Below are 18,613 nucleotides of genomic sequence, written 5' to 3' on the forward strand. Positions count from 1 at the left end.
GCCCGGCAGTGGGCAGGGTAAAGTGGCGCGTTTTCGAGGCTGCTCACTGGCCACAGATGGAGAATTCAATGCGCGTCATCCTGCTTGGCGCACCCGGGGCCGGTAAAGGCACCCAGGCGCAGTTCATCATGGAACAGTACGGTATCCCGCAGATTTCCACCGGCGACATGCTGCGTGCGGCGGTAAAGGCCGGAACACCGCTTGGTCTTGAAGCGAAGAAGGTGATGGATGCAGGTGGGCTGGTGTCGGATGACATCATCATCGGGCTGGTCAAGGAGCGTATTCAGCAGCCGGATTGCGCCAACGGCTTTCTGTTCGACGGCTTCCCGCGCACCATTCCCCAGGCGCAGGCGCTGGTGGATGCCGGTATCGATATCGATTTCATCGTCGAGCTGGTGGTGGATGATCAGGAAATCATTGCGCGCATGTCCGGGCGCCGTGTGCACCCTGCTTCCGGCCGGGTTTACCACGTAGACCATAATCCGCCCAAGGTGGCGGGCAAGGATGATGTCACCGGCGAAGCGCTGGTACAGCGGGACGACGACAAGGAAGCGACGGTACGCAAGCGGCTGGACGTGTATCAGGAGCAGACACGCCCGCTGGTGGATTTCTACCGCAAGCTGGCTGAGTCGGAAGGCGGCCCGGCACCCAAGTACATCTGCATTCCCGGGGTCGGTTCCATGCAGGATATTCGCGATCGCATTTTCGATGGCCTGGGTGCCAGGCAGTAGCATGTCATGTGTGATAAACATCAGCGATGATGTTCAATGAAAAGGGCCTTTCGAGGCCCTTTTTTGTGGGACATGGCACTGGCCTTCACTTTTTTACATTTCCGGCATGGCGAAAACGCCCGCATGACCCGGTCCAATACGTTTTCCTGCTTTTCCCCCGGGAACCTTTGGTCTAGGCTTGCGTTCCATCCGTTATACCCACTCCCAACGCAGGTCAGGCATGACAGCTGTTGTCGAAGAAAATACTGTTCTCGAATTCAAGGGCCGCATGTTGATGATGACGGTCCTCCATCTGAAAACCCTGGACGCCGATGTACTGCGCGAGCAGCTTGATCGCAGCCTGGCGCAGTCGCCGGACTGGCTGCGTGAAGTGCCTATCGTGCTGGACCTGCCCGGCGATGACGTATCGGTGGTGGCTCTGGCGCTGATTCTGGATCTGTTGCGCGACCGCGACATGAATCTGGTGGCGGTGGCCGCGTCTGCGGCCGTGGCCGAGCCGGAAATCCGGGCGCTAGGCCTGGGGGTGGTGACACTCGCCAGCGCGCGACCGGTGCGTGCAGACGCTGAGCCGGCAGCGGCGCCAGTGGCGGCAAGCCGCGAGCCCCGGGCAGAGACATTGGTGGTGGATCAGCCGGTGCGCTCTGGCCAGCAGCTCTACAGCCGTGGCGACATGATTGTGCTGGCGCCGGTGGGCACCGGTGCAGAGTTGCTGGCGGAAGGGCACATTCATGTTTATGGCAATCTGCGCGGGCGGGCCATCGCCGGCGTGCGTGGCGACACGAGCGCCCGGGTGTTCTGCCAGCAGCTCAATGCCGAACTGATTTCCATTGCCGGGCATTACCAGGTTGCTGAAGATCTGCCCGAGGAATTCCGCGGGCAGGCGGTACAGATAGGGCTTGATGGCGAAGTGATGCAGTTCTCATCCCTGCGCCGCAGCTGACAATTTGTTTACGGGCAATCCGTTTATGAGGGCCGACAGCCGCTGTTGGCCAGTTTCTTACCAAGGCCAAATGCTTACCAAGGAGAGTATGTGTGACGAAAATCGTGGTTGTGACATCCGGCAAGGGTGGTGTCGGTAAAACCACCACCAGCGCGGCGCTGGCCACCGGGCTGGCGCTGCGGGGTTTCCGTACGGCCGTGATTGATTTCGATGTGGGCCTGCGAAATCTGGATCTGATCATGGGCTGCGAGCGCCGTGTGGTCTACGACCTGGTCAACGTCATCAATGGCGACGCCAATATCCGTCAGGCGCTGATCAAGGACAAACGGGTGGATAACCTGTTCATCCTGCCGGCCTCACAGACGCGGGACAAGGATGCGCTGACCCAGGAAGGGGTCGAGAAGGTGCTCAATGCCCTGCGCGATGACATGGCGATGGATTTCATCATCTGTGACAGCCCGGCGGGTATCGAGAAAGGCGCTCTGATGGCGGCTTACTTCGCTGACGAGGCGGTTGTCGTGACCAATCCGGAGGTGTCCAGTGTGCGTGATTCGGATCGCATGCTGGGCATCCTGGCCAGCAAGACGCGCATCGCGGAGCAGGGCGGCGGCGATATTCCTGCGCGCCTGTTGTTGACGCGCTACTCCCCGGAACGGGTCCTGCGCGGGGAAATGCTCTCCGTGGAAGATGTGCAGGAAATCCTGGCGGTGGAATTGCTGGGCGTGATCCCGGAATCCCAGGCCGTACTGAATGCCAGTAATGCCGGTAGCCCGGTGATCCTGGACACGGATTCTGACGCGGGCCAGGCCTACCTGGACGCGGTCGCCCGTTTTCTGGGCGAAGATCTCCCGCATCGCTTCCTGACAACCGGCAAGAAAGGCCTGCTGGGCCGTCTGTTTGGAGGGCAGTGATGAGCATTTTCAGTTATCTGCTGCCGAAAAAGCAGCGCACCGCCTCGGTGGCCAAGGAACGCCTGCAGATCATCGTGGCGCGGGAGCGCAGTATGCGGGGTGGGCCGGACTACCTGCCGCAGTTGCAGGAGGAATTGCTGGCGGTTGTGCGGAAATATGTCCCGGTATCGCCGGAGTCGGTGAATGTGCAGGTGGATCGGGATTCCGGATGTGAAATTCTGGAACTCAATATTACCCTGCAGGACCATCAGGACACCTGACGTCTGCGGACAATAGAGACCGGCCAGGCACGAAGGCGGTACAGCACAAGCTGTACCGCCTTTTTTCTTTCTGTTGTTCTCTGAGGCGAATAAAGGTGACGAATATTGTCACTTCAGGGGGTATTAAAGAGGCGTGATGCGCTGGAATGCATTAAAGGAAAAACCGTGTTGCGGGGTAATCAGTTCGGTAGAGAGATGCGACAGGTTTTAATCCCGGTGATCATTTTCGGGGGCTCATTGGCGGCTTGAGCGGGTCGAAATCGGATATTTTTTCTATTTCATATAAATGTTGGCTAATTTATATACCAACTGATTTTTTTTTATGCTACTTTCCAACCGTTGCAGTACCAAAACAATGCAATAGCTTAGGAGATCGATCATGGCTCGTGTGGCTAAGAAAACCGCGACCCGCAAAAAGGCAGCTGCTCGCAAGACCGCTGCTCGCAAAACAGTAGCCGTCAAGAAACCGGCAGTTCCCAAATCCATAACCAATGCCGAAGCAAAGGTGAAGATGCAGCAGAAAGTGCTGGATCAAGCCGACAAGAAAGTAGCCGGCGCTACCTCCAAACTCGCTACCCAGCGCAAGAAGGTTGATGCAGAGAACGCCAAACTGGCGAAACTCCGCGCTGACCTGAAGGCCAAGCGTGAGAAAGCCCGTAAAAATGGCACTCAGGCCGCCAAACGTGCTGTCGAGGCGGCCCGCGCGAAAGTCAGCGCTGCCTCCCTGAAGTCCAAGGAACTGCGCGACCAGATGAAACTGGTCCGTGGTGAGCTGGCGGCAGCGAAGAAGCTGGTGACCCGTGAGCGCAAGAAGCTGCGTACCGCCGAGCGTAACTACGCTACCAAGGTGCGTGCCCAGGCTGCCAAGGACGCCAAGAAAGAGAAGGCTGACCAGAAGAAGGCAGCCGCCAAAGCCAAAGTCGCTGCGCGTAAAGCAGCCGCCAAGGTAAAGGCCGCTGAGCGTAAAGCTGCTGCCAAGGCCAAGAAAGCTGCGGCCAAGGCGAAAAAAGCGGCGCGTAAAGTGAAGGCGAAAGCCAAGAAAGCGGCAACCCCGCGTAAAGCCAAGGCGGCAGCGCCGCGCAAGAAGGCAGCACGCAAGGGCCCGGCTCGCAAGAAGAAAGCCGCCGCTCGCAAGGCGCCTCGCAAGACCCCGGCCCGGAAGAAAGCCGCTCGTCGCGGTCGTCCGCCGAAGGCCAAGGCCGCTTCAGCCAGCTGATTAGCGGTTTGTACATGCAACAACAGAAAACCCCGCCTCGGCGGGGTTTTTTGTTGTTGTGTAATTTGGTAACACTCAGGTCTTCAATACGGCCATCAACGCGGCCATTCCTGCGGCGTGTTGAGGTTGCGAAACGCATCGGCGGGCGCTGGTAGCACCACCTCCCTGACCGGTTTTTCTGCCAGCCAGCCATGCACACTGCGTTGGCCGCTTTCCAGATACGCTGACAGGTCGTCCCGCCAGCGATCTCTGTCCAGACACATGCAAAGTGGCTGCAGCCGTTCGCCATCGTGGAGGATGGCTATATCGCTGTCAGTGTGCCGCGCTTGCAGCAGCACCGAGGGCAGGTTGTCCGGCAGCCATGGCATGTCGCAGGGCACGACCAGGCACTGGCGGTGTGCAGCATGGGGCAGGCAGGCGTCGATACCGGCCAGTGGTCCCTGAAAGCCGCCGTGGCGGTCCGCGCAGACCCGTGCCCCCAGTTGGCGATACACCTCCTCATTGCGATTCGCACTGATCAGCGCATCGCCGTGCCCGCCAAAGCGCGCCAGCAGGTGGGCGACCAGCGGCTGGCCGTCCAGGGGTAGCAGACCCTTGTCGGCGCCCTGCATGCGATTGCCGGCGCCGCCGGCGAGGATGATCAGGGAGTAATGGTTGTCGCGACCGTCTGTCATAGCAGTTCCAGCGCCTCATGGCGCAATGACGCAATAATATTGTGCCGGGCCCGCGCTTGGGTCGGTCCCCGGCATCCGTTATGCTCTCGCAATTCGGAGTGAGAGCGCCATCATGACAGGAGCAAGTGAGTGAGTCAGGTCAGAGACGTGCTCCGCGACGGTGAGCGCTTTGCGGCGGCGATTCCCGGTTTCAGTGCCCGGGCACCGCAGCTGGATATGGCAGCAGCGGTAGAAAGCGCGCTCGCCGACCTCTCGACCCTGGTGGTAGAAGCGGAAACCGGCACCGGCAAGACGTTGGCCTACCTGGTGCCCGCGTTGCTGGCGGATGGCCCGACGATTGTGTCCACGGGCACCAAGAGTCTGCAAGACCAGTTGTTCTTCAAGGATCTGCCGGTGGTGGTCAAGGCGCTCGGCGTGCGCCGGCAGGTGGCACTATTGAAAGGCCGGGCAAATTATCTTTGCCCCTATCGGCTGGCGTTGCATCGTGAGGAGGCCCGCTTTCTGACGCGGGAAACGGCCGAGCAACTGCAGATCGTCAATCATTGGGCGCAACGCACACGCACCGGCGATCTTGCTGAGTTGCAGGAGCTGCCCGAAGACGCCCCGGTCTGGCCCTGGGTGACCAGCACGACGGACAATTGCCTGGGTCAGGATTGCCCCAGCTACAGCGAATGCCCGTTGATGAAGGCGCGCCAGAGCGCCCAGGAAGCGGACCTGGTGGTGGTCAATCACCACCTTTTCTTTGCTGACGCGGCGCTCAAGGGCGAGGGCGTGTCGGATCTGCTGCCCAGCGCCAACGCGGTGATCTTCGATGAGGCGCATCAGTTGCCGGATGTGGCCGCCAGTTTCTTTGGTGAATCTGTCAGTGCGCGACAGATTACGGAATTGACCCGTGACCTGCTCAGCGAAGCGAGCCATACGGCCGCGGACTTGCAGTCGCTCAACAGCCTGTGTGCCGCCACAGACCGCTGTGTAGCGGATCTGCGTCTCGCCATGGGCGAAGAGGGGCGGCGTGCGCCCTGGAACGAGATAGCGAGCCTGCCGGCGGTCAACGAGGCGGTCAACGCGCTGCTGGCGCAACTGGAGGAACTGGACGGGGCGCTGGAACCGTTGCACAAGACCACCCGAGGCATGGACAGCTGCTGTCGCCGTGCCCGGGAGCTGCAAACCAGCCTGCGACGGCTGGTTGCCGCTGCGGATCCCCAGCAGGTTTACTGGTTCGAGAATTTCCGCCGGGCGTTCATGCTGCATGCGACACCGCTGACCGTGGCGGACGCCTTCGACGCCCATCGGGCCCGGCATCGCTGCGCCTGGATTTTTACCTCCGCGACGTTATCGGTGGCCGGTAATTTTCAGCATTTTACCGAGCGCCTCGGGCTCGGCCAGGCGACCACGCTGCGGCTGGAAAGCCCCTTCGATTTTCGCCGTCAGGCGGTGTTGTACGTGCCGGAAGACCTGCCGATGCCGGATTCGCCCGATTATACGCGCGCTGTGGTGGATGCCATGCTGCCGGTTATCCGGGCGGCGGGTGGGCGAACCTTCTTTCTGTTTACCAGTCACAGAGCATTACGCGAGGCGGCGCAGTTGTTGCGCTCGCGGCTGGATTTTCCGTTGCTGGTCCAGGGCGAGGCCGGTCGTCGCCAATTGCTGGAACAGTTTCGCAACCTGGGCAATGCGGTGTTGCTTGGCGCAGCCAGTTTCTGGGAAGGTATCGACGTGCGCGGCGATACGCTCAGCTGCGTCATTATCGACAAGCTGCCGTTCGGATCCCCCGGCGATCCGGTCGCTGCTGCGCGGATCGACAATATCCGCCAGCGCGGTGGCCAGCCGTTCCGTGATTTCCAGTTGCCGCAGGCGGTGCTGACACTGCGCCAGGGTGCAGGGCGTCTGATTCGCGACCCTTCGGACCGCGGGCTGCTGGTTGTGGCGGATCCGCGTATTGTCAGTCGCAGTTACGGGCGTCTTTTTCTCGACAGCCTGCCGGGCATGACCCGCACCCGAAAGCGGGAGGTGGTGGAACGTTTTTTTCGTATGCTGCAGGCAGAGGATGCGCAGCGGATGCAGAACCTGAAGGATGAAAAGCCCACACATGAAAATACTGGCAATTGAAACGGCGACAGAGACCTGTTCGGTCGCGCTACTGGACAACGGCCAAGTGCTGGAGCATTTCGAGCTGGCGGCACGCCGACAGACAGATCGGGTGTTGCCGATGGTGGCTGCGCTGCTGGCCGAGGCAGGCGTCAGCCGGGGGCAGCTGGATGGCATCGCTTTCGGGCAGGGGCCTGGCGCGTTTACCGGTGTGCGCATCGCTGTGGCCGTCACCCAGGGGCTGGCCTATGCACTGGATCGCCCGGTGCTCGGCGTGTCGACCCTGGCGTCGGCGGCGCTGGCGGGCTTCGACCGTGGTCTGTCAGGCCCGGCACTGATTGCCTTCGATGCGCGCATGGGCGAGCTTTACCTGGGCGCTTATGAGCGAGTGGGTGAACACAAACTGAAAACGTTGCTGGTTGATTGCCTGGCACATCCGACGGCGCTGCCGTCATTGCCGCAGAACCTGCGCAGCGGGGGTGGTTCGGGCGGCGTACATAAGGCCGCCCTGCAGGCGGCGGTGCCCACACTGACCGAGTGGGACGAGACGGTCTGCCCCCGTGCCGGGACTGTGGCGCGGCTGGCGTGGGCAGGACTGGCGGCGGGTGAGGGGGTGTCCGCGCAGAATGCGATGCCGGTGTACCTGCGTGACCGGGTTGTCCATGCGGCGCCAGGCGCGAAGAAATAACGGGGGTAAGCAGATGACGGACCAAAACTATTCTGACGCTGGGTTTGATTGTGGGTCTGACGGCGAGTCTGCCCATCACTGGGACTATCCGGCCCCGCACATCGTGTCGCTGGTGGTGGGGGAGGATGTCATTGATCGCATGGACCATGCCAATAACACCGCTTACGTGCAGTGGTTCGAACTTGCCGCCTGGAGCCACACCGAGGCGCTGGGCCTGGGGTGGGATGCTTATACACGCCTCAATCGGGGATTCGTCGCCCGCCACACTGAAGTTGATTATTTGCGGCCCGCGCTGAAGGGCGATGCGCTCAGGATTGCCACCTGGGTGGTGTTCAATGACCAGCGCCTGAGTATGGAGCGTCATTACCAGATCGTGCGCGACAGCGACGGCGCCACACTGGCTCGTGGCAGCACCCAATGGGTTTGTGTGGCGCTGGATACCGGCAAGCCCCGGCGTATGCCACAGGAATTCATCGATATCTATCCCAGTGAGGATATCCGGCGGGAGCGTGGTGCCGGATGAGTTGGCTGCAAACATTCGTCCTGGCGATTATCCAGGGCCTGACAGAATTTCTTCCTGTATCCAGTTCTGCCCACCTGATTCTGCCGTCGCAGCTGCTTGGCTGGGAAGACCAGGGGCTGGCCTTCGACGTCGCCGTGCATATCGGTACCTTGTTCGCCGTGATCTGGTATTACCGCCACAAGCTGATGGATATGACGCGGGGAGCGCTCAGCGGTGCGCGTACTCGCACCATCAATCCTGATCTGCGGCTTGCCTTGCTGATTGCCTGGGCTACATTGCCGGCTGTAGTGGTCGGTTTTCTGGGCAAGGACCTGATTGCCGAACATACCCGCTCTGTTGCCGTGATCGCCTCCAGCACCCTGGTATTCGGTGTCCTGTTATGGGTGTCCGACGTGATCGGTCGCCGCGAGATGACATTGATGGGAATCGGCCTGGGGGTGGCGACGCTGGTGGGGCTGGCCCAGATGCTGGCGCTGATTCCGGGCACATCGCGCAGTGGCGTCACGATCACGGCAGCACTGTTGCTGGGGTTGCGTCGCGATGATGCGGCCAACCTGTCGTTTCTGATGTCCATTCCCCTGATTCTCGGCGCCATCGTGCTGATGAGCTTCGATCTGGCGCAGGCCGAGCAGATATTCACCCTGGCGCAGTTGCTGGTGGCCAGTGTGGTGGCCGGCGTGGTGGCGTACCTCACTATCGGCTTCTTTATCGCGCTCGTAACCCGGCTGGGTATGCTGCCATTCGTTATCTACCGTCTGGCTCTGGGGCTTCTGCTGGTGGCGTTTTTCCTGTGACGAGCATCCTGTGACAAGCGCTGCACAAGCAAGTGCCGGCGTGGCATTGCTGCCTGATGCGCCGGGCGCGCTGCCCGGCGTGCGCGTGACCAGTGAAGCCGCAGCCGCCGCAGCGGGGTTTGCGCTGGTGATGGGCTACCGTGATGGCATGCTCAGCCTGTGGCGCCCGGAAGGGCGTGAGAAGCCGCTGACGGTAGATTTCGGCGCGGGCCGCATGGGCTATCGCCTGGCCGCCGAACGGGCCCGCCACGAGCGTCTTGTGCGGGCTGCGGGCAAGGTGGGGATGCCGGGCAGCAAAAACGAGGCGGCGGAACAGCCATCGGCCTCTGTGGTGCAGAAAGGCTTGCTGGTGGACGCGACCGCCGGGCTGGGACGCGACGCGGCGCTGTTGGCTGGCGCAGGCTGGGAGCTGATCCTGCTGGAGCGGCAGCCGTTGCTGCACGCCATGCTGGTGGATGCCTTGCGGCGGGACCCGGAGATGGCCCAGCGTATGCAGCCGCTGCAGGTCGACAGTCTGGATTGGATGCGGGAGCGCTTGCACAGCGGCCTGCCGCGCCCTGAGGTGATCTGCCTGGACCCGATGTTTCCGGAGCGGGAAAAATCTGCCGCCATCAAGAAGGATCTGCTCTGGTTGCAGCAGCTGTGCGGCGTGGCGCCGGAGGCGGATGAGGCCGCCTTGCTGGCGGCGGCCCGCGCACTGGCTGGCAAGCGGGTGGTGGTCAAGCGCCCCTTGCGTGCGCCACCGCTGGCCGGCGTTTCTCCCTCTCATGCCCTGCCGGGAAAAACCGTACGCTTTGATATTTATCTGACGCTGCCCTGAGACAGCGCCGCCATCAGGCTGCGCTGTCTGTGCTGGCGTGCTGCGCTTCGCACAGTCGTGTCAGCCGCACGATGCCCTGGCGCAGGTCCGGGCTGAGAATCCGTCGCGCTTCATCATCCATGGCCTGCAGGCGTTCATCAAAGCGCAGCAACCCGTCTTCGCCCACTTGCACCAGTTCGTAAACCTGAAGCTGATGAATAAAGTTGCGCAGCACCGCACGATCGAAGAATTCCGGTGAATTGAATTCGTACAGCAAAGACAGACGTTGTGCGGTCAGGTGGGCCAGTTCTTCCAGCGCATCTGCTGTCAGTCTTGCGTCGCCATGCTGCACCAGAATGCGAATTGTCAGGTAATAGCGCTCCAGCGCCTGGGCAACCGTCTGGCCGAGATGGCTGAGCAGATCGGAGGCCATGGTATGCAATGCGGCGCCACAAACGGTGTCACCGTTGTCGTGCACCAGCTGTTGGCTGGCGAGTACGCCGAGGATATTTTCAACTGCCGCATCAATCTCGGCGGTGCCCTGCCAGTGCAGAAAATACTCCGAGCGGAAGAACGGGTACAGCAGGCGCACCAGGCGCTTGAGGTGGCTGCGGGGAATATCCCGGCCATCCCCCAGCAACGAACACACCAGCCCCGGCAGGACGAACAGATGCAGGCTGTTGTTGCGGATGTAGGCCATCTGCAATGCGGTCACCTGATCGGTGCTGATCAGATCGCCCATGGCATGCTCGATGCGATGGATGAACTGGTTATCCAGCCCGTAACGGATGATGGATTCCGGGTCGGTATCCGCCGTGGTGGTCGCGCTGCTGTAGGGGGCCTGTTGCAGCAGGCGGATATACAGCGCCAGCTGTTGGCGCAGCTGCACCTCGTCCATGGTGTGTTTGGGGGTTGCCAGCAACGCCAGGCTGAGCAGATTGACCGGGTTGGCCACCGCCGCTGCATTGATACGGGTAACGACCTCATTGCCGAGATGCTCGACGGCGCTTTTGATGTCTGCGGGCAGCGTGCCCTGGGCGGGTGCCTCGCGCCATGACGGCGCTTGCTGGTCCAGAAAATCCTTCAGCAGCAACGGGTCCCCGAAATTCACGTGCACCTGACCGAAATGCTTGCGCAGCACGGACAGGGATTTCATAAAGCCGAAGATGCTTTCTTTTTTCTTCTGCTGGCCGTGCATTTCGCCAATATAGGTACTGCCTTCAATCAGCTTTTCGTAGCCGATATATACCGGCACCAGTGCCACCGGTTTGCTGTGGTCGCGGATGAAACTCTGCACCGTCATGGCAAGCATGCCGGGGCGGGGCTTGAGCATGCGGCCACTGCGGCTGCGGCCGCCTTCAACAAAATATTCCACGGAATAGCCACGGGTGAGCATGGTGTGCACATACTCATTGAAGACAGTGGCGTAGAGCGGATTGCCCTTGAAGCTGCGGCGCATGAAGAAGGCGCCGCCCCGGCGCAGGATGGTGCCGACGACGGGCAGGTTCAGGTTGATGCCAGCGGCAATGTGCGGCGGCACCAGGCCGTTCTTGTACACCAGATAGGACAGCAACAGATAGTCTGCATGACTGCGATGGCACGGTACGTAGATCAGTTCGTGGTCGCTGGCCACGCTGTGCAGCTTGTCGATGTTGTAGGCGCGCAAGCCGCTGTACAGACGATTCCAGACCCACTCCAGCACCACTTCGAGAAAGCGGATCACGGTGTGGGAATAGTCGGAAGCAATTTCCATGGCGTAGCGCCGTGCTTTCGCCTCGTGCTTTTCATAGGGTTCGCCGGCTTCTGCGGCGCTGGCGGCGATGACCTCGCGTACCGGTCCGCTTTCCACCAGTGAGGTCACCAGGGTGCGACGGTGGGACAGGTCGGGCCCGATCATGGCCTCGCGCTGACGGCGGAAGTGCACTCGCAGAATGCGTTGCGTCTTGCGCACCGTCATTGCCGTACTGTTGTGTTCGTCGACCAGCTGGCGCAGGGACATGGGCTGGCTGAAGTTCAGGTACAGCTGCCGCCCCTGAGTCAGGATGATGAAGAATTTCTTGATGAAGCCGGGGGGCGACCAGTTATCGGCAAAGATGATCTTCCACAGGGAGTTCTCTTTCTCCGGTCGCCGACCCCAGAACAGGGTAACGGGGATCAACTGAACATCCTGCTCCGGATGTTGCGCCAGATTCTCGATGACCTGTACGAGGCGTCGCGGCGTGTCGCTGATGCGCTCCCGGCCCACCATGCGCTGGCGACGGTAAAGCGGGTAATAGCGTCGGCGTAGCGTCTTGCCTTCCAGCGGCAGCGCGTCCAGCGGGCTGGGCAGTCCCAGACGGCGGGCCTCGCGATCCAGCAGCAGCATGTCGGCCAGAGAGGCGTCACGCAGCACGTACATCACGGGCCGAGTGGGATCCAGCGCCAGTTCGCTGATATCCCTGGGCAGACTGGTCGTCTGAGTGCACCAGGTCAGAAACAGGCGAGCGAGAAAAAAGAAGAGGCGGTCGAGACCAAACCAGAATGTCATAGTATTTGTCGAGATATGGCCTGAAAAGGTGACGAAAGTGTAAACAAACGAGAGCTTCCGGCATAGCGGCGGGATATTTCAGGGTGTAACGCTGTGTGTTGTCTCGCCTGTTTCTGTGACCGACTGGTCATGTATGATGCCCGCAAACCGATAAGGGAGAACCTGATGAGAGCGGTACTACTGGAGCGATTCGGGCTGGACGGGCTGCGCGAGATCCGGGATGCCCCGGAGGCGAGCGCGCCTGCGCCCGGCGAGGTGCGGGTACGATTGAGCGCCGCGTCGCTGAACTACCATGATCTGGCAACGGTGCTGGGCATGGCCAACCCGAAGATGGCGCTGCCCCAGGTGCCGTTGTCCGATGGCGCGGGGGTCGTGGAGGCTGTAGGCGAGGGCGTCACGTCCCTGCGTGAAGGCCAGCGGGTGACTACCAGCTTTTTTCCCGCCTGGCAGGCGGGCGCGCCGGGGCTGGCCAAGCTGCGCCAGGTGACCGGCGAAACCGTGCCGGGCGCCATGCAGGAGTATCTGGTGGCACCGGCCGCGGCTTTTGTACCGACACCGGCGCATCTCAGCGATATCGAGGCGGCCACGTTGCCTTGCGCGGCGCTGACGGCCTGGCGCGCTGTGGTGGAAGAGGGCCAGGTGCGCGCCGGCAGTCGTGTGCTGATTCAGGGCACCGGCGGCGTCAGCCTGTTTGCGCTGCAGTTTGCCCACATGCTGGGGGCTGAGACTGTGGTGATTTCCTCCTCTGACGAAAAACTGGCCCTGGCCGAGGCACTGGGCGCGGATCATCTGATCAACTACACGGCCCAGCCGCGCTGGGGCCGCGCCGTGCGCGAGGCGTGTGGCGGTGAGGGCGTGGACATGGTGGTGGAGGTGGGTGGCGCCGGCACGCTGCCGGAATCACTCAGTGCTGTCACGATCGGCGGCCATATCTCGATGATTGGTGTGCTGACCGGCGTGGCCAGCATGGTGCCCACGGCGAAAATCATGGCCATGAATGTGACGGTGCGGGGTATCACGGTGGGGCATCGTGAGCAGTTCGAGGCCATGAACCGGGCGATCACGTTGCAGGCGCTCAGGCCGGTGATCGGGCAGGTATTTGGTTTTTCCGAGCTGGGCAAGGCGCTGGCGACGATGCAGGCGGCGACGCATACCGGCAAGTTGTGCATTGATTTCGACCGTTGATGCGGTTGCCGGGTGTGCAGGTTTGGCCACAGCGGTGTGCTGATGCGATACTCGGGGAGCAGACTTCGGGGCAGTAATGCCCAAAAGAAATCACAACAAGGCGAGGACATCGCATGATGCGCAAGACACTTATGGCCGCTGGCCTGGTTGCCCTGGCACCTGCCGCGCAGAGCGCCCCCCTGATTGATGTCTATGCGGGAGCCTATACCTGGAATGCCAGTCTCTCCGGCACCATTGCCTCCGGCAACGACGATATCGATATGAAAGATGATCTGGGCTACGGGCGTGAGCGGCAGAACGTGCTGTATTTCGGGCTCGAGCATGTTGTGCCAATGGTGCCGAATGTGCGGCTCAAGCATATGGTGATGTCAGACTCCTCACGGAACACCATCGAGCGCAGTTTCCAGTTTGGTGGCGGTACTTTCGTGATTACGGATGAGGTGCAATCGGAATTCGATCTGGACATGACGGACCTCACGCTCTATTACACGCCGCTGGACAATGTGGTGAAGCTGGATGTGGGTCTGAATGTGCGCCGTGTGGACGCTGATTTCCGTATGCGCAGCGGCGGCGATGACGGGCGCGAGACGGCGAAGGAAACCTTCCCGATGCTGCATCTGGCGGCGCGCGGCAATCTGCCTTTCAGCGGCCTCTACGCCGGTGCCGAGATCAATGCCATTCGTTATGACGGCAGCCGTGTCGAGGACTACACCGTCAAGGCGGGTTGGGTCTCGGATTTCCTGCTCGGCGTCGAGCTGGGCTACAGCCAGTTCAATGTCGAACTGGACGATGTCAGCGGTCTGGATACCGATCTGGAATTCGGCGGGCCTTACCTGGCGCTCTCACTGACATTTTGACGGGCCACGTTGGTCGGGCCACGATGGTCGGGTCGCCAGGCCGGCGGTCCGGCACAGCGCGGTCAGAGCTTCAGCCTTTCCGCCAGTTCGAACCACAAGCCCCGGTACGCCCGCGCGGCGGGCGTATGCGGCGCAAACTCCCCCACGGGTGCGGCATGCTCGCCCATCTGTTCCACATGCGTTGAGTAGGGTATCCAGGTTTTCAGACGCTGGCGCATCAATGCGGGCGGTTTGACCAGCATTTCCACGTGCAGCAGACGCCGCCGGTCCACCATATTGAAGAACGGCAGCACCGTCAGGTGTTTGAAGGCTTTCTGGTCCAGCCACTGTACCACCTGCTCGAAGGCACGCAGTGACAGATGTGTGGGGATCACCGGCACCACCAGATAATCCGCTGCCGCAAAGATGCTCTCTGCCACCGGGCTCAGGGTTGGCGGGCAATCCAGCAGAGTCAGGCTGGTGGTTTCGCTCAGGGGGTCTATCAGGCGCTTGAGACTGCTGCGCCCGGCACCGGGCTCGGCGAGCTTTAGGTCCAGATTGCGCAGGCTGATGTCGGCGGGGATAACGTCCAGGCCGGGCCAGCGGGTTTCCATGCGCAGATTGCCAATCTGCTGCTTGCCCTTGATCAGGCTGCCGGTCTTGTAGGGGCGGCTGCCATCCACGCCCAGATAGAAGCTGGCCGCACCCTGGGGATCGAGATCCCACAAGAGTGTGCGGTGTTTCCAGCGCGCCGCATGCCAGGCAATGTTGACGGCGGTGGTGGTTTTGCCGACACCGCCCTTGAGGTTGTAGAAGGCAATCGTATGCACTGTAAGCTCTCCCGGCACCCGGTATCAGCCTGTACTGTACCCCAAGCCGGTGATAATCGACCACACGGGAGGCGCTGTTGCGGATCAGGACCGGTCGAGCGAGCGCAATGCACCCGGCGCGCTGACTTGTGACCGGAGGGCAAAGTGGCTTTAATACGTGGCTTCAGAACATGTGACGCTATTCATATTTCAACGTCGCTGGCGGTGCAGTCAGGCCCGCCAGACGTCCGGTGACAGGAGCCCGCTTGAGTATCGAGCGCAAGTATCAGATTTTCGTCAGTTCGACTTACAGTGACTTGCCTGAGGCGCGGCAGGAGCTGATGCTGGGTCTGTTGTCCATGGGCATGATTCCGACGGGCATGGAGTTGTCGCCAAGTGAATCGAATAATCACTGGACGATGATTCAGAAGCTGATCAACGAATGTGACTACTATCTGGTGCTGGTGGGCGGGCGCTACGGCACGCTGTCGCCGATCGGCCTCTCCTATACCCACCGCGAGTATGTCTACGCGGCGACCAAAGGGAAGCCGGTACTGGCGTTGCTGCATGATGCGCCCGACTTCTTGCCGCCGGAGCGGCGAGAAACCTCTCGCGAAGGGGATGTGCGTTTCAATGATTTTCGCCAGCTTTTGCAACAAAAATGCCTGGTGCGTTACTGGAACGCTCCCACTGATCTGAGCGCAGCCGTACAAAAAGGGCTGCCGGCGCTGATCGAGAAATTTCCCGGATCGGGCTGGGTCAGGGCCACGGACTCCAGCGCCACATCAGAGCTGGAGGTGCGTGCGCTCAAGCAGCGCATTGAGGCCCTGGAGAGCGAGCGAGACGTCTTGACGCAAAGCATGCGGCCGCCGCTGGAGCAGCTGGCCCGTGGTGCGGATCAGGTGCTGCTGGGCTACAGCTGTAACGTGTTCGTGAAAGGGGATTGCAAGGTGACTGCGGCCCGCACCAGCATCAGCTGGGATCAGGTGATCGCCAGCGTGGCACCACAGATGCTCGACGAAGTATCAGAAATGGTGATGCGTCAGGCGCTGGAGGAGCACATCGCACCGCGCGCGCTCACCGATGTGCAGGTGCAGTGGCCCAAGGCTCATGCGGTGCGTAACGTCGTGCTGGACACCGACAGCTTCAATCAGGTCAAGATTCACTTGCGTGCGCTGGGCATGATCCGCAAATGCCCGCCACGCCCGGGGCGGTCGCAGATCACCTGGCAACTGACCCCGCTGGGGGATCAGGCCATGACCCAGATACTGGCCCGCAAGCGCCGCTAGTCTGCCCGGCGTGGTTCTGTCCGGCGTGGTTCTGCCCGGTGTGGTATCGACTCAGCGCTTGATGCGGCGTTCCAGGAAATCCAGCACCTCATCAACCGACAACATGGTGTTGTCGTCATCGCGGCGGGCGCGATATTCCAGCTGTCCCTCATCCAGACCGCGTTCAGCGACGACGATGCGGTGGGGAATGCCGATCAGTTCGGCATCAGCGAGTTTCACGCCCAGGCGTTCTTTTTCCCGGTCGTCATACAGCACCTCGTAGCCAGCGGAGGTCAGATCCGCGTAGAGCTGCTCGCAGACTGCCTTCTCGCGTTCGCTTTTCTTCAGATTGACCGGGATCAGTGCGATCTGGAACGGGGCAATGGCGTCAGGCCAGGTGATGCCGCGCTCGTCGTGATTCTGTTCAATGGCAGCGGCCACAACACGGGTCACGCCGATACCGTAGCAGCCCATGGGCATGACCACGCTCTTGCCATTTTCGTCCAGCACGGTGGCTTTCAATGCTTCGGAGTACTTGGTGCCGAGCTGGAAAATATGGCCCACCTCGATGCCCCGCTTGATGGTCAGCGTGCCTTCGCCATCGGGGCTGGCATCGCCCTCCACGACGTTGCGCAGATCAGCAATGTCCGCCAGGGGCAGATCGCGCTCCCAGTTGATGCCGAAGTAATGTTTGCCGTCCTGATTGGCGCCAGCGGCGAAATCGCTCATCAGCGCCACACTGCGGTCGATCACGCAGGGGATCGGCAGATTCACCGGGCCGAGGCTGCCGGGGCCTGCACCAATGGCTGCGCGTATTTCGCCTTCGTCGGCGAAACGCAGCGGGCTGGCGACTTGTGGCAGTTTTTCGGCCTTGATGTCGTTGAGTTCGTGATCGCCGCGCACCAGCAGTGCAACCAGTTTGCTGCCCGTCTCCGGCGCTGCCGCGACCACCAGCGTTTTCACGGTCTTTTCCACCGGCAGTTTGAACTGTGCGACCAGCTCGGCAATGGTGCGGGCGTCGGGTGTATCAACCAGCGTCATGCTCTCGGCAGGCGCGGCGCGCTCCCCCGTTGCAACTGCTTCGGCCAGTTCGACGTTGGCGGCGTAGTCCGAGCTGTCGGAAAAGGCGATGGCGTCCTCACCGGAGGAGGCCAGCACATGGAATTCGTGGGAGGCGGAGCCGCCGATAGCGCCGGTGTCCGCCGCCACGGGGCGGTAGTCCAGGCCGAGGCGATCGAAGATGCGGCAATAGGTGTCGTACATGACCTGATAGGTGGCGGCCAGCGATGCCTGATCTACATGAAAGGAGTAGGCGTCCTTCATGATGAATTCCCGCGACCGCATGATGCCGAAACGGGGCCGGATTTCATCACGGAACTTGGTCTGAATCTGATAAAAATTCATCGGCAGCTGCTTGTAGCTGTGCAGCTCGTTGCGCACCAGATCGGTAATCACTTCTTCGTGGGTCGGGCCCAGACAGAAAGCATTGTCGTGGCGATCGGTGATGCGCAGCAGCTCCGGGCCATAGGCCGGGGCACGGCCGGATTCTTCCCACAGTTCCATGGGCTGTACCACCGGCATCAGCACTTCCTGGGCGCCGGCGCGATCCATTTCTTCCCGGATGATCTGCTCCACCTTGCGCAGTACCCGCAGGCCCAGCGGCAACCAGTTATACAGGCCGGAGGACAGTTTGCGGACCATGCCGGCGCGCAGCATCAGCTGGTGGCTGATCACGACAGCGTCGGAGGGTGTTTGCTTGACGGTGGCCAGCAGGTAACGGGAGGTGCGCATTGCCAAATCCTGATTGTCCGGTGAAAGACGGCCATTGTATGGCATCCCCGGCGTAAGTCCATCCGGCGTCAGCCCATGCCAGGCGGGTCAGTCGAGCGCTGTTGCGGGCCCGGGGCGGGGGGTATGATGAGCGTCCTGTTATCGCAACCGAACCCGGGAGAGAACACATGCTCAGTGCGGAAGAAGTCGAGCAGATTATCTATAGCGGCTTGCCGGCAACAGCGGGTTCGGGATTGAAAGTGGAGCAGGCGGGCGAGCATCGCTCACGACTGCGTCAGCCGTTCAGCGACAAGATGATTCGGCCCGGCGGCACGCTGTCCGGCCCGACCATGATGGGGCTTGCCGATGCGGCGATGTATGCCGCGATTCTGGGGACGTTGGGGCGTCTGGAAATGGCCGTGACCCAGAATCTGAATATCAATTTCTTGCGCCGGCCGGCGCCGCGAGACCTGCTGGCGGAGTGCAGGATCATTCGTCTGGGGCGCCGCTCAGTGGTGCTGGAAGTGACGCTGTTCAGTGAAGGCGATGAGGCGCCGGTGGCCCACGTTACCGGTATCTACGCGCTGCCATAAG

18 protein-coding genes are annotated in these 18,613 nt (G+C 61.4%); 14 read left to right on the forward strand and 4 right to left on the reverse strand.

Going from position 1 to position 18,613, the window contains the following annotated elements:
• Positions 1–68: 68 nt before the first annotated feature.
• The 5 genes from adk to K8B33_RS12205 all read left to right on the forward strand — a co-directional run bounded on the left by adk (position 69) and on the right by K8B33_RS12205 (position 4,058).
• On the forward strand, positions 69–731 hold the full coding sequence (gene adk / locus K8B33_RS12185) for an adenylate kinase (protein ID WP_223426837.1): 663 nt from the start codon (positions 69–71) through the stop codon (positions 729–731).
• A 220-nt stretch (positions 732–951) separates the two neighbouring features.
• Positions 952–1,671 (forward strand): septum site-determining protein MinC, encoded by a 720-nt coding sequence (gene minC / locus K8B33_RS12190; protein WP_223426840.1) that lies wholly within the window; start codon positions 952–954, stop codon positions 1,669–1,671.
• Between the two features lie 92 nt (positions 1,672–1,763).
• On the forward strand, positions 1,764–2,582 hold the full coding sequence (gene minD, locus K8B33_RS12195; protein WP_223426841.1) for a septum site-determining protein MinD: 819 nt from the start codon (positions 1,764–1,766) through the stop codon (positions 2,580–2,582).
• Entirely contained in the window at positions 2,582–2,842 is a 261-nt protein-coding gene (minE, locus tag K8B33_RS12200; RefSeq protein WP_223426842.1) for a cell division topological specificity factor MinE, read from the forward strand. The genes minD and minE overlap by 1 nt, the downstream gene beginning before the upstream one ends.
• 379 nt (positions 2,843–3,221) lie before the next feature.
• A complete protein-coding gene (locus tag K8B33_RS12205; protein ID WP_223426843.1) occupies positions 3,222–4,058 on the forward strand; it encodes a hypothetical protein in 837 nt (278 codons plus the stop codon).
• Between the two features lie 95 nt (positions 4,059–4,153).
• On the opposite strand, the gene mobA is transcribed toward K8B33_RS12205, so the two are convergent.
• On the reverse strand, positions 4,154–4,732 hold the full coding sequence (gene mobA / locus K8B33_RS12210) for a molybdenum cofactor guanylyltransferase MobA (protein ID WP_223426845.1): 579 nt from the start codon (positions 4,730–4,732) through the stop codon (positions 4,154–4,156).
• A 129-nt stretch (positions 4,733–4,861) separates the two neighbouring features.
• On the opposite strand from mobA, the gene K8B33_RS12215 reads away from it, so the two are divergent.
• Genes K8B33_RS12215 through K8B33_RS12235 form a run of 5 tightly spaced genes read left to right on the forward strand, consistent with a single transcriptional unit; the run spans position 4,862 to position 9,645 of the window.
• Positions 4,862–6,841: an ATP-dependent DNA helicase gene (locus K8B33_RS12215; RefSeq protein WP_223426847.1), complete on the forward strand. Its 1,980-nt coding sequence runs from the start codon at positions 4,862–4,864 to the stop codon at positions 6,839–6,841.
• The gene (tsaB, locus tag K8B33_RS12220; protein WP_223426850.1) at positions 6,822–7,508 is read left to right on the forward strand and encodes a tRNA (adenosine(37)-N6)-threonylcarbamoyltransferase complex dimerization subunit type 1 TsaB; all 687 of its coding nucleotides are present in this window, start codon (positions 6,822–6,824) and stop codon (positions 7,506–7,508) included. Before K8B33_RS12215 ends, tsaB begins: the two co-directional genes overlap by 20 nt.
• Before the next feature lie 13 nt (positions 7,509–7,521).
• The gene (locus K8B33_RS12225) at positions 7,522–8,031 is read left to right on the forward strand and encodes an acyl-CoA thioesterase (RefSeq protein ID WP_223426852.1); all 510 of its coding nucleotides are present in this window, start codon (positions 7,522–7,524) and stop codon (positions 8,029–8,031) included.
• Complete coding sequence (locus tag K8B33_RS12230) at positions 8,028–8,825, forward strand: undecaprenyl-diphosphate phosphatase (RefSeq protein ID WP_223426855.1); 798 nt, start codon at positions 8,028–8,030, stop codon at positions 8,823–8,825. Before K8B33_RS12225 ends, K8B33_RS12230 begins: the two co-directional genes overlap by 4 nt.
• 10 nt (positions 8,826–8,835) lie before the next feature.
• Complete coding sequence (locus K8B33_RS12235) at positions 8,836–9,645, forward strand: class I SAM-dependent methyltransferase (RefSeq protein WP_223426857.1); 810 nt, start codon at positions 8,836–8,838, stop codon at positions 9,643–9,645.
• A 13-nt stretch (positions 9,646–9,658) separates the two neighbouring features.
• Here the strand turns inward: K8B33_RS12235 and plsB are convergent, their stop codons facing one another.
• The gene (plsB, locus tag K8B33_RS12240) at positions 9,659–12,151 is read right to left on the reverse strand and encodes a glycerol-3-phosphate 1-O-acyltransferase PlsB (RefSeq protein ID WP_223426860.1); all 2,493 of its coding nucleotides are present in this window, start codon (positions 12,149–12,151) and stop codon (positions 9,659–9,661) included.
• A 165-nt stretch (positions 12,152–12,316) separates the two neighbouring features.
• Between plsB and K8B33_RS12245 the strand changes: the two genes are divergently transcribed.
• The gene (locus K8B33_RS12245) at positions 12,317–13,336 is read left to right on the forward strand and encodes a zinc-dependent alcohol dehydrogenase family protein (protein WP_223426862.1); all 1,020 of its coding nucleotides are present in this window, start codon (positions 12,317–12,319) and stop codon (positions 13,334–13,336) included.
• Positions 13,337–13,452: 116 nt separating this feature from the next.
• Positions 13,453–14,193, forward strand: coding sequence for a TIGR04219 family outer membrane beta-barrel protein (locus tag K8B33_RS12250; RefSeq protein WP_223426863.1), 741 nt, complete (start codon positions 13,453–13,455; stop codon positions 14,191–14,193).
• A 62-nt stretch (positions 14,194–14,255) separates the two neighbouring features.
• Here K8B33_RS12250 and K8B33_RS12255 read toward each other — a convergent pair whose 3' ends face one another.
• Positions 14,256–15,002: a ParA family protein gene (locus K8B33_RS12255; RefSeq protein WP_223426864.1), complete on the reverse strand. Its 747-nt coding sequence runs from the start codon at positions 15,000–15,002 to the stop codon at positions 14,256–14,258.
• A 245-nt stretch (positions 15,003–15,247) separates the two neighbouring features.
• Between K8B33_RS12255 and K8B33_RS12260 the strand changes: the two genes are divergently transcribed.
• Positions 15,248–16,270, forward strand: coding sequence for a DUF4062 domain-containing protein (locus K8B33_RS12260; protein WP_223426865.1), 1,023 nt, complete (start codon positions 15,248–15,250; stop codon positions 16,268–16,270).
• 51 nt (positions 16,271–16,321) lie between these two features.
• On the opposite strand, the gene K8B33_RS12265 is transcribed toward K8B33_RS12260, so the two are convergent.
• Positions 16,322–18,040 (reverse strand): proline--tRNA ligase, encoded by a 1,719-nt coding sequence (locus tag K8B33_RS12265; protein ID WP_223426867.1) that lies wholly within the window; start codon positions 18,038–18,040, stop codon positions 16,322–16,324.
• 167 nt (positions 18,041–18,207) lie between these two features.
• On the opposite strand from K8B33_RS12265, the gene K8B33_RS12270 reads away from it, so the two are divergent.
• Entirely contained in the window at positions 18,208–18,612 is a 405-nt protein-coding gene (locus K8B33_RS12270; protein ID WP_223426869.1) for a PaaI family thioesterase, read from the forward strand.
• Position 18,613 lies beyond the last annotated feature (1 nt).

Origin of the sequence: Alcanivorax limicola (genome assembly GCF_019931215.1) — a bacterium.
Classification (GTDB): Bacteria; Pseudomonadota; Gammaproteobacteria; order Pseudomonadales; family Alcanivoracaceae; genus Isoalcanivorax; species Isoalcanivorax limicola.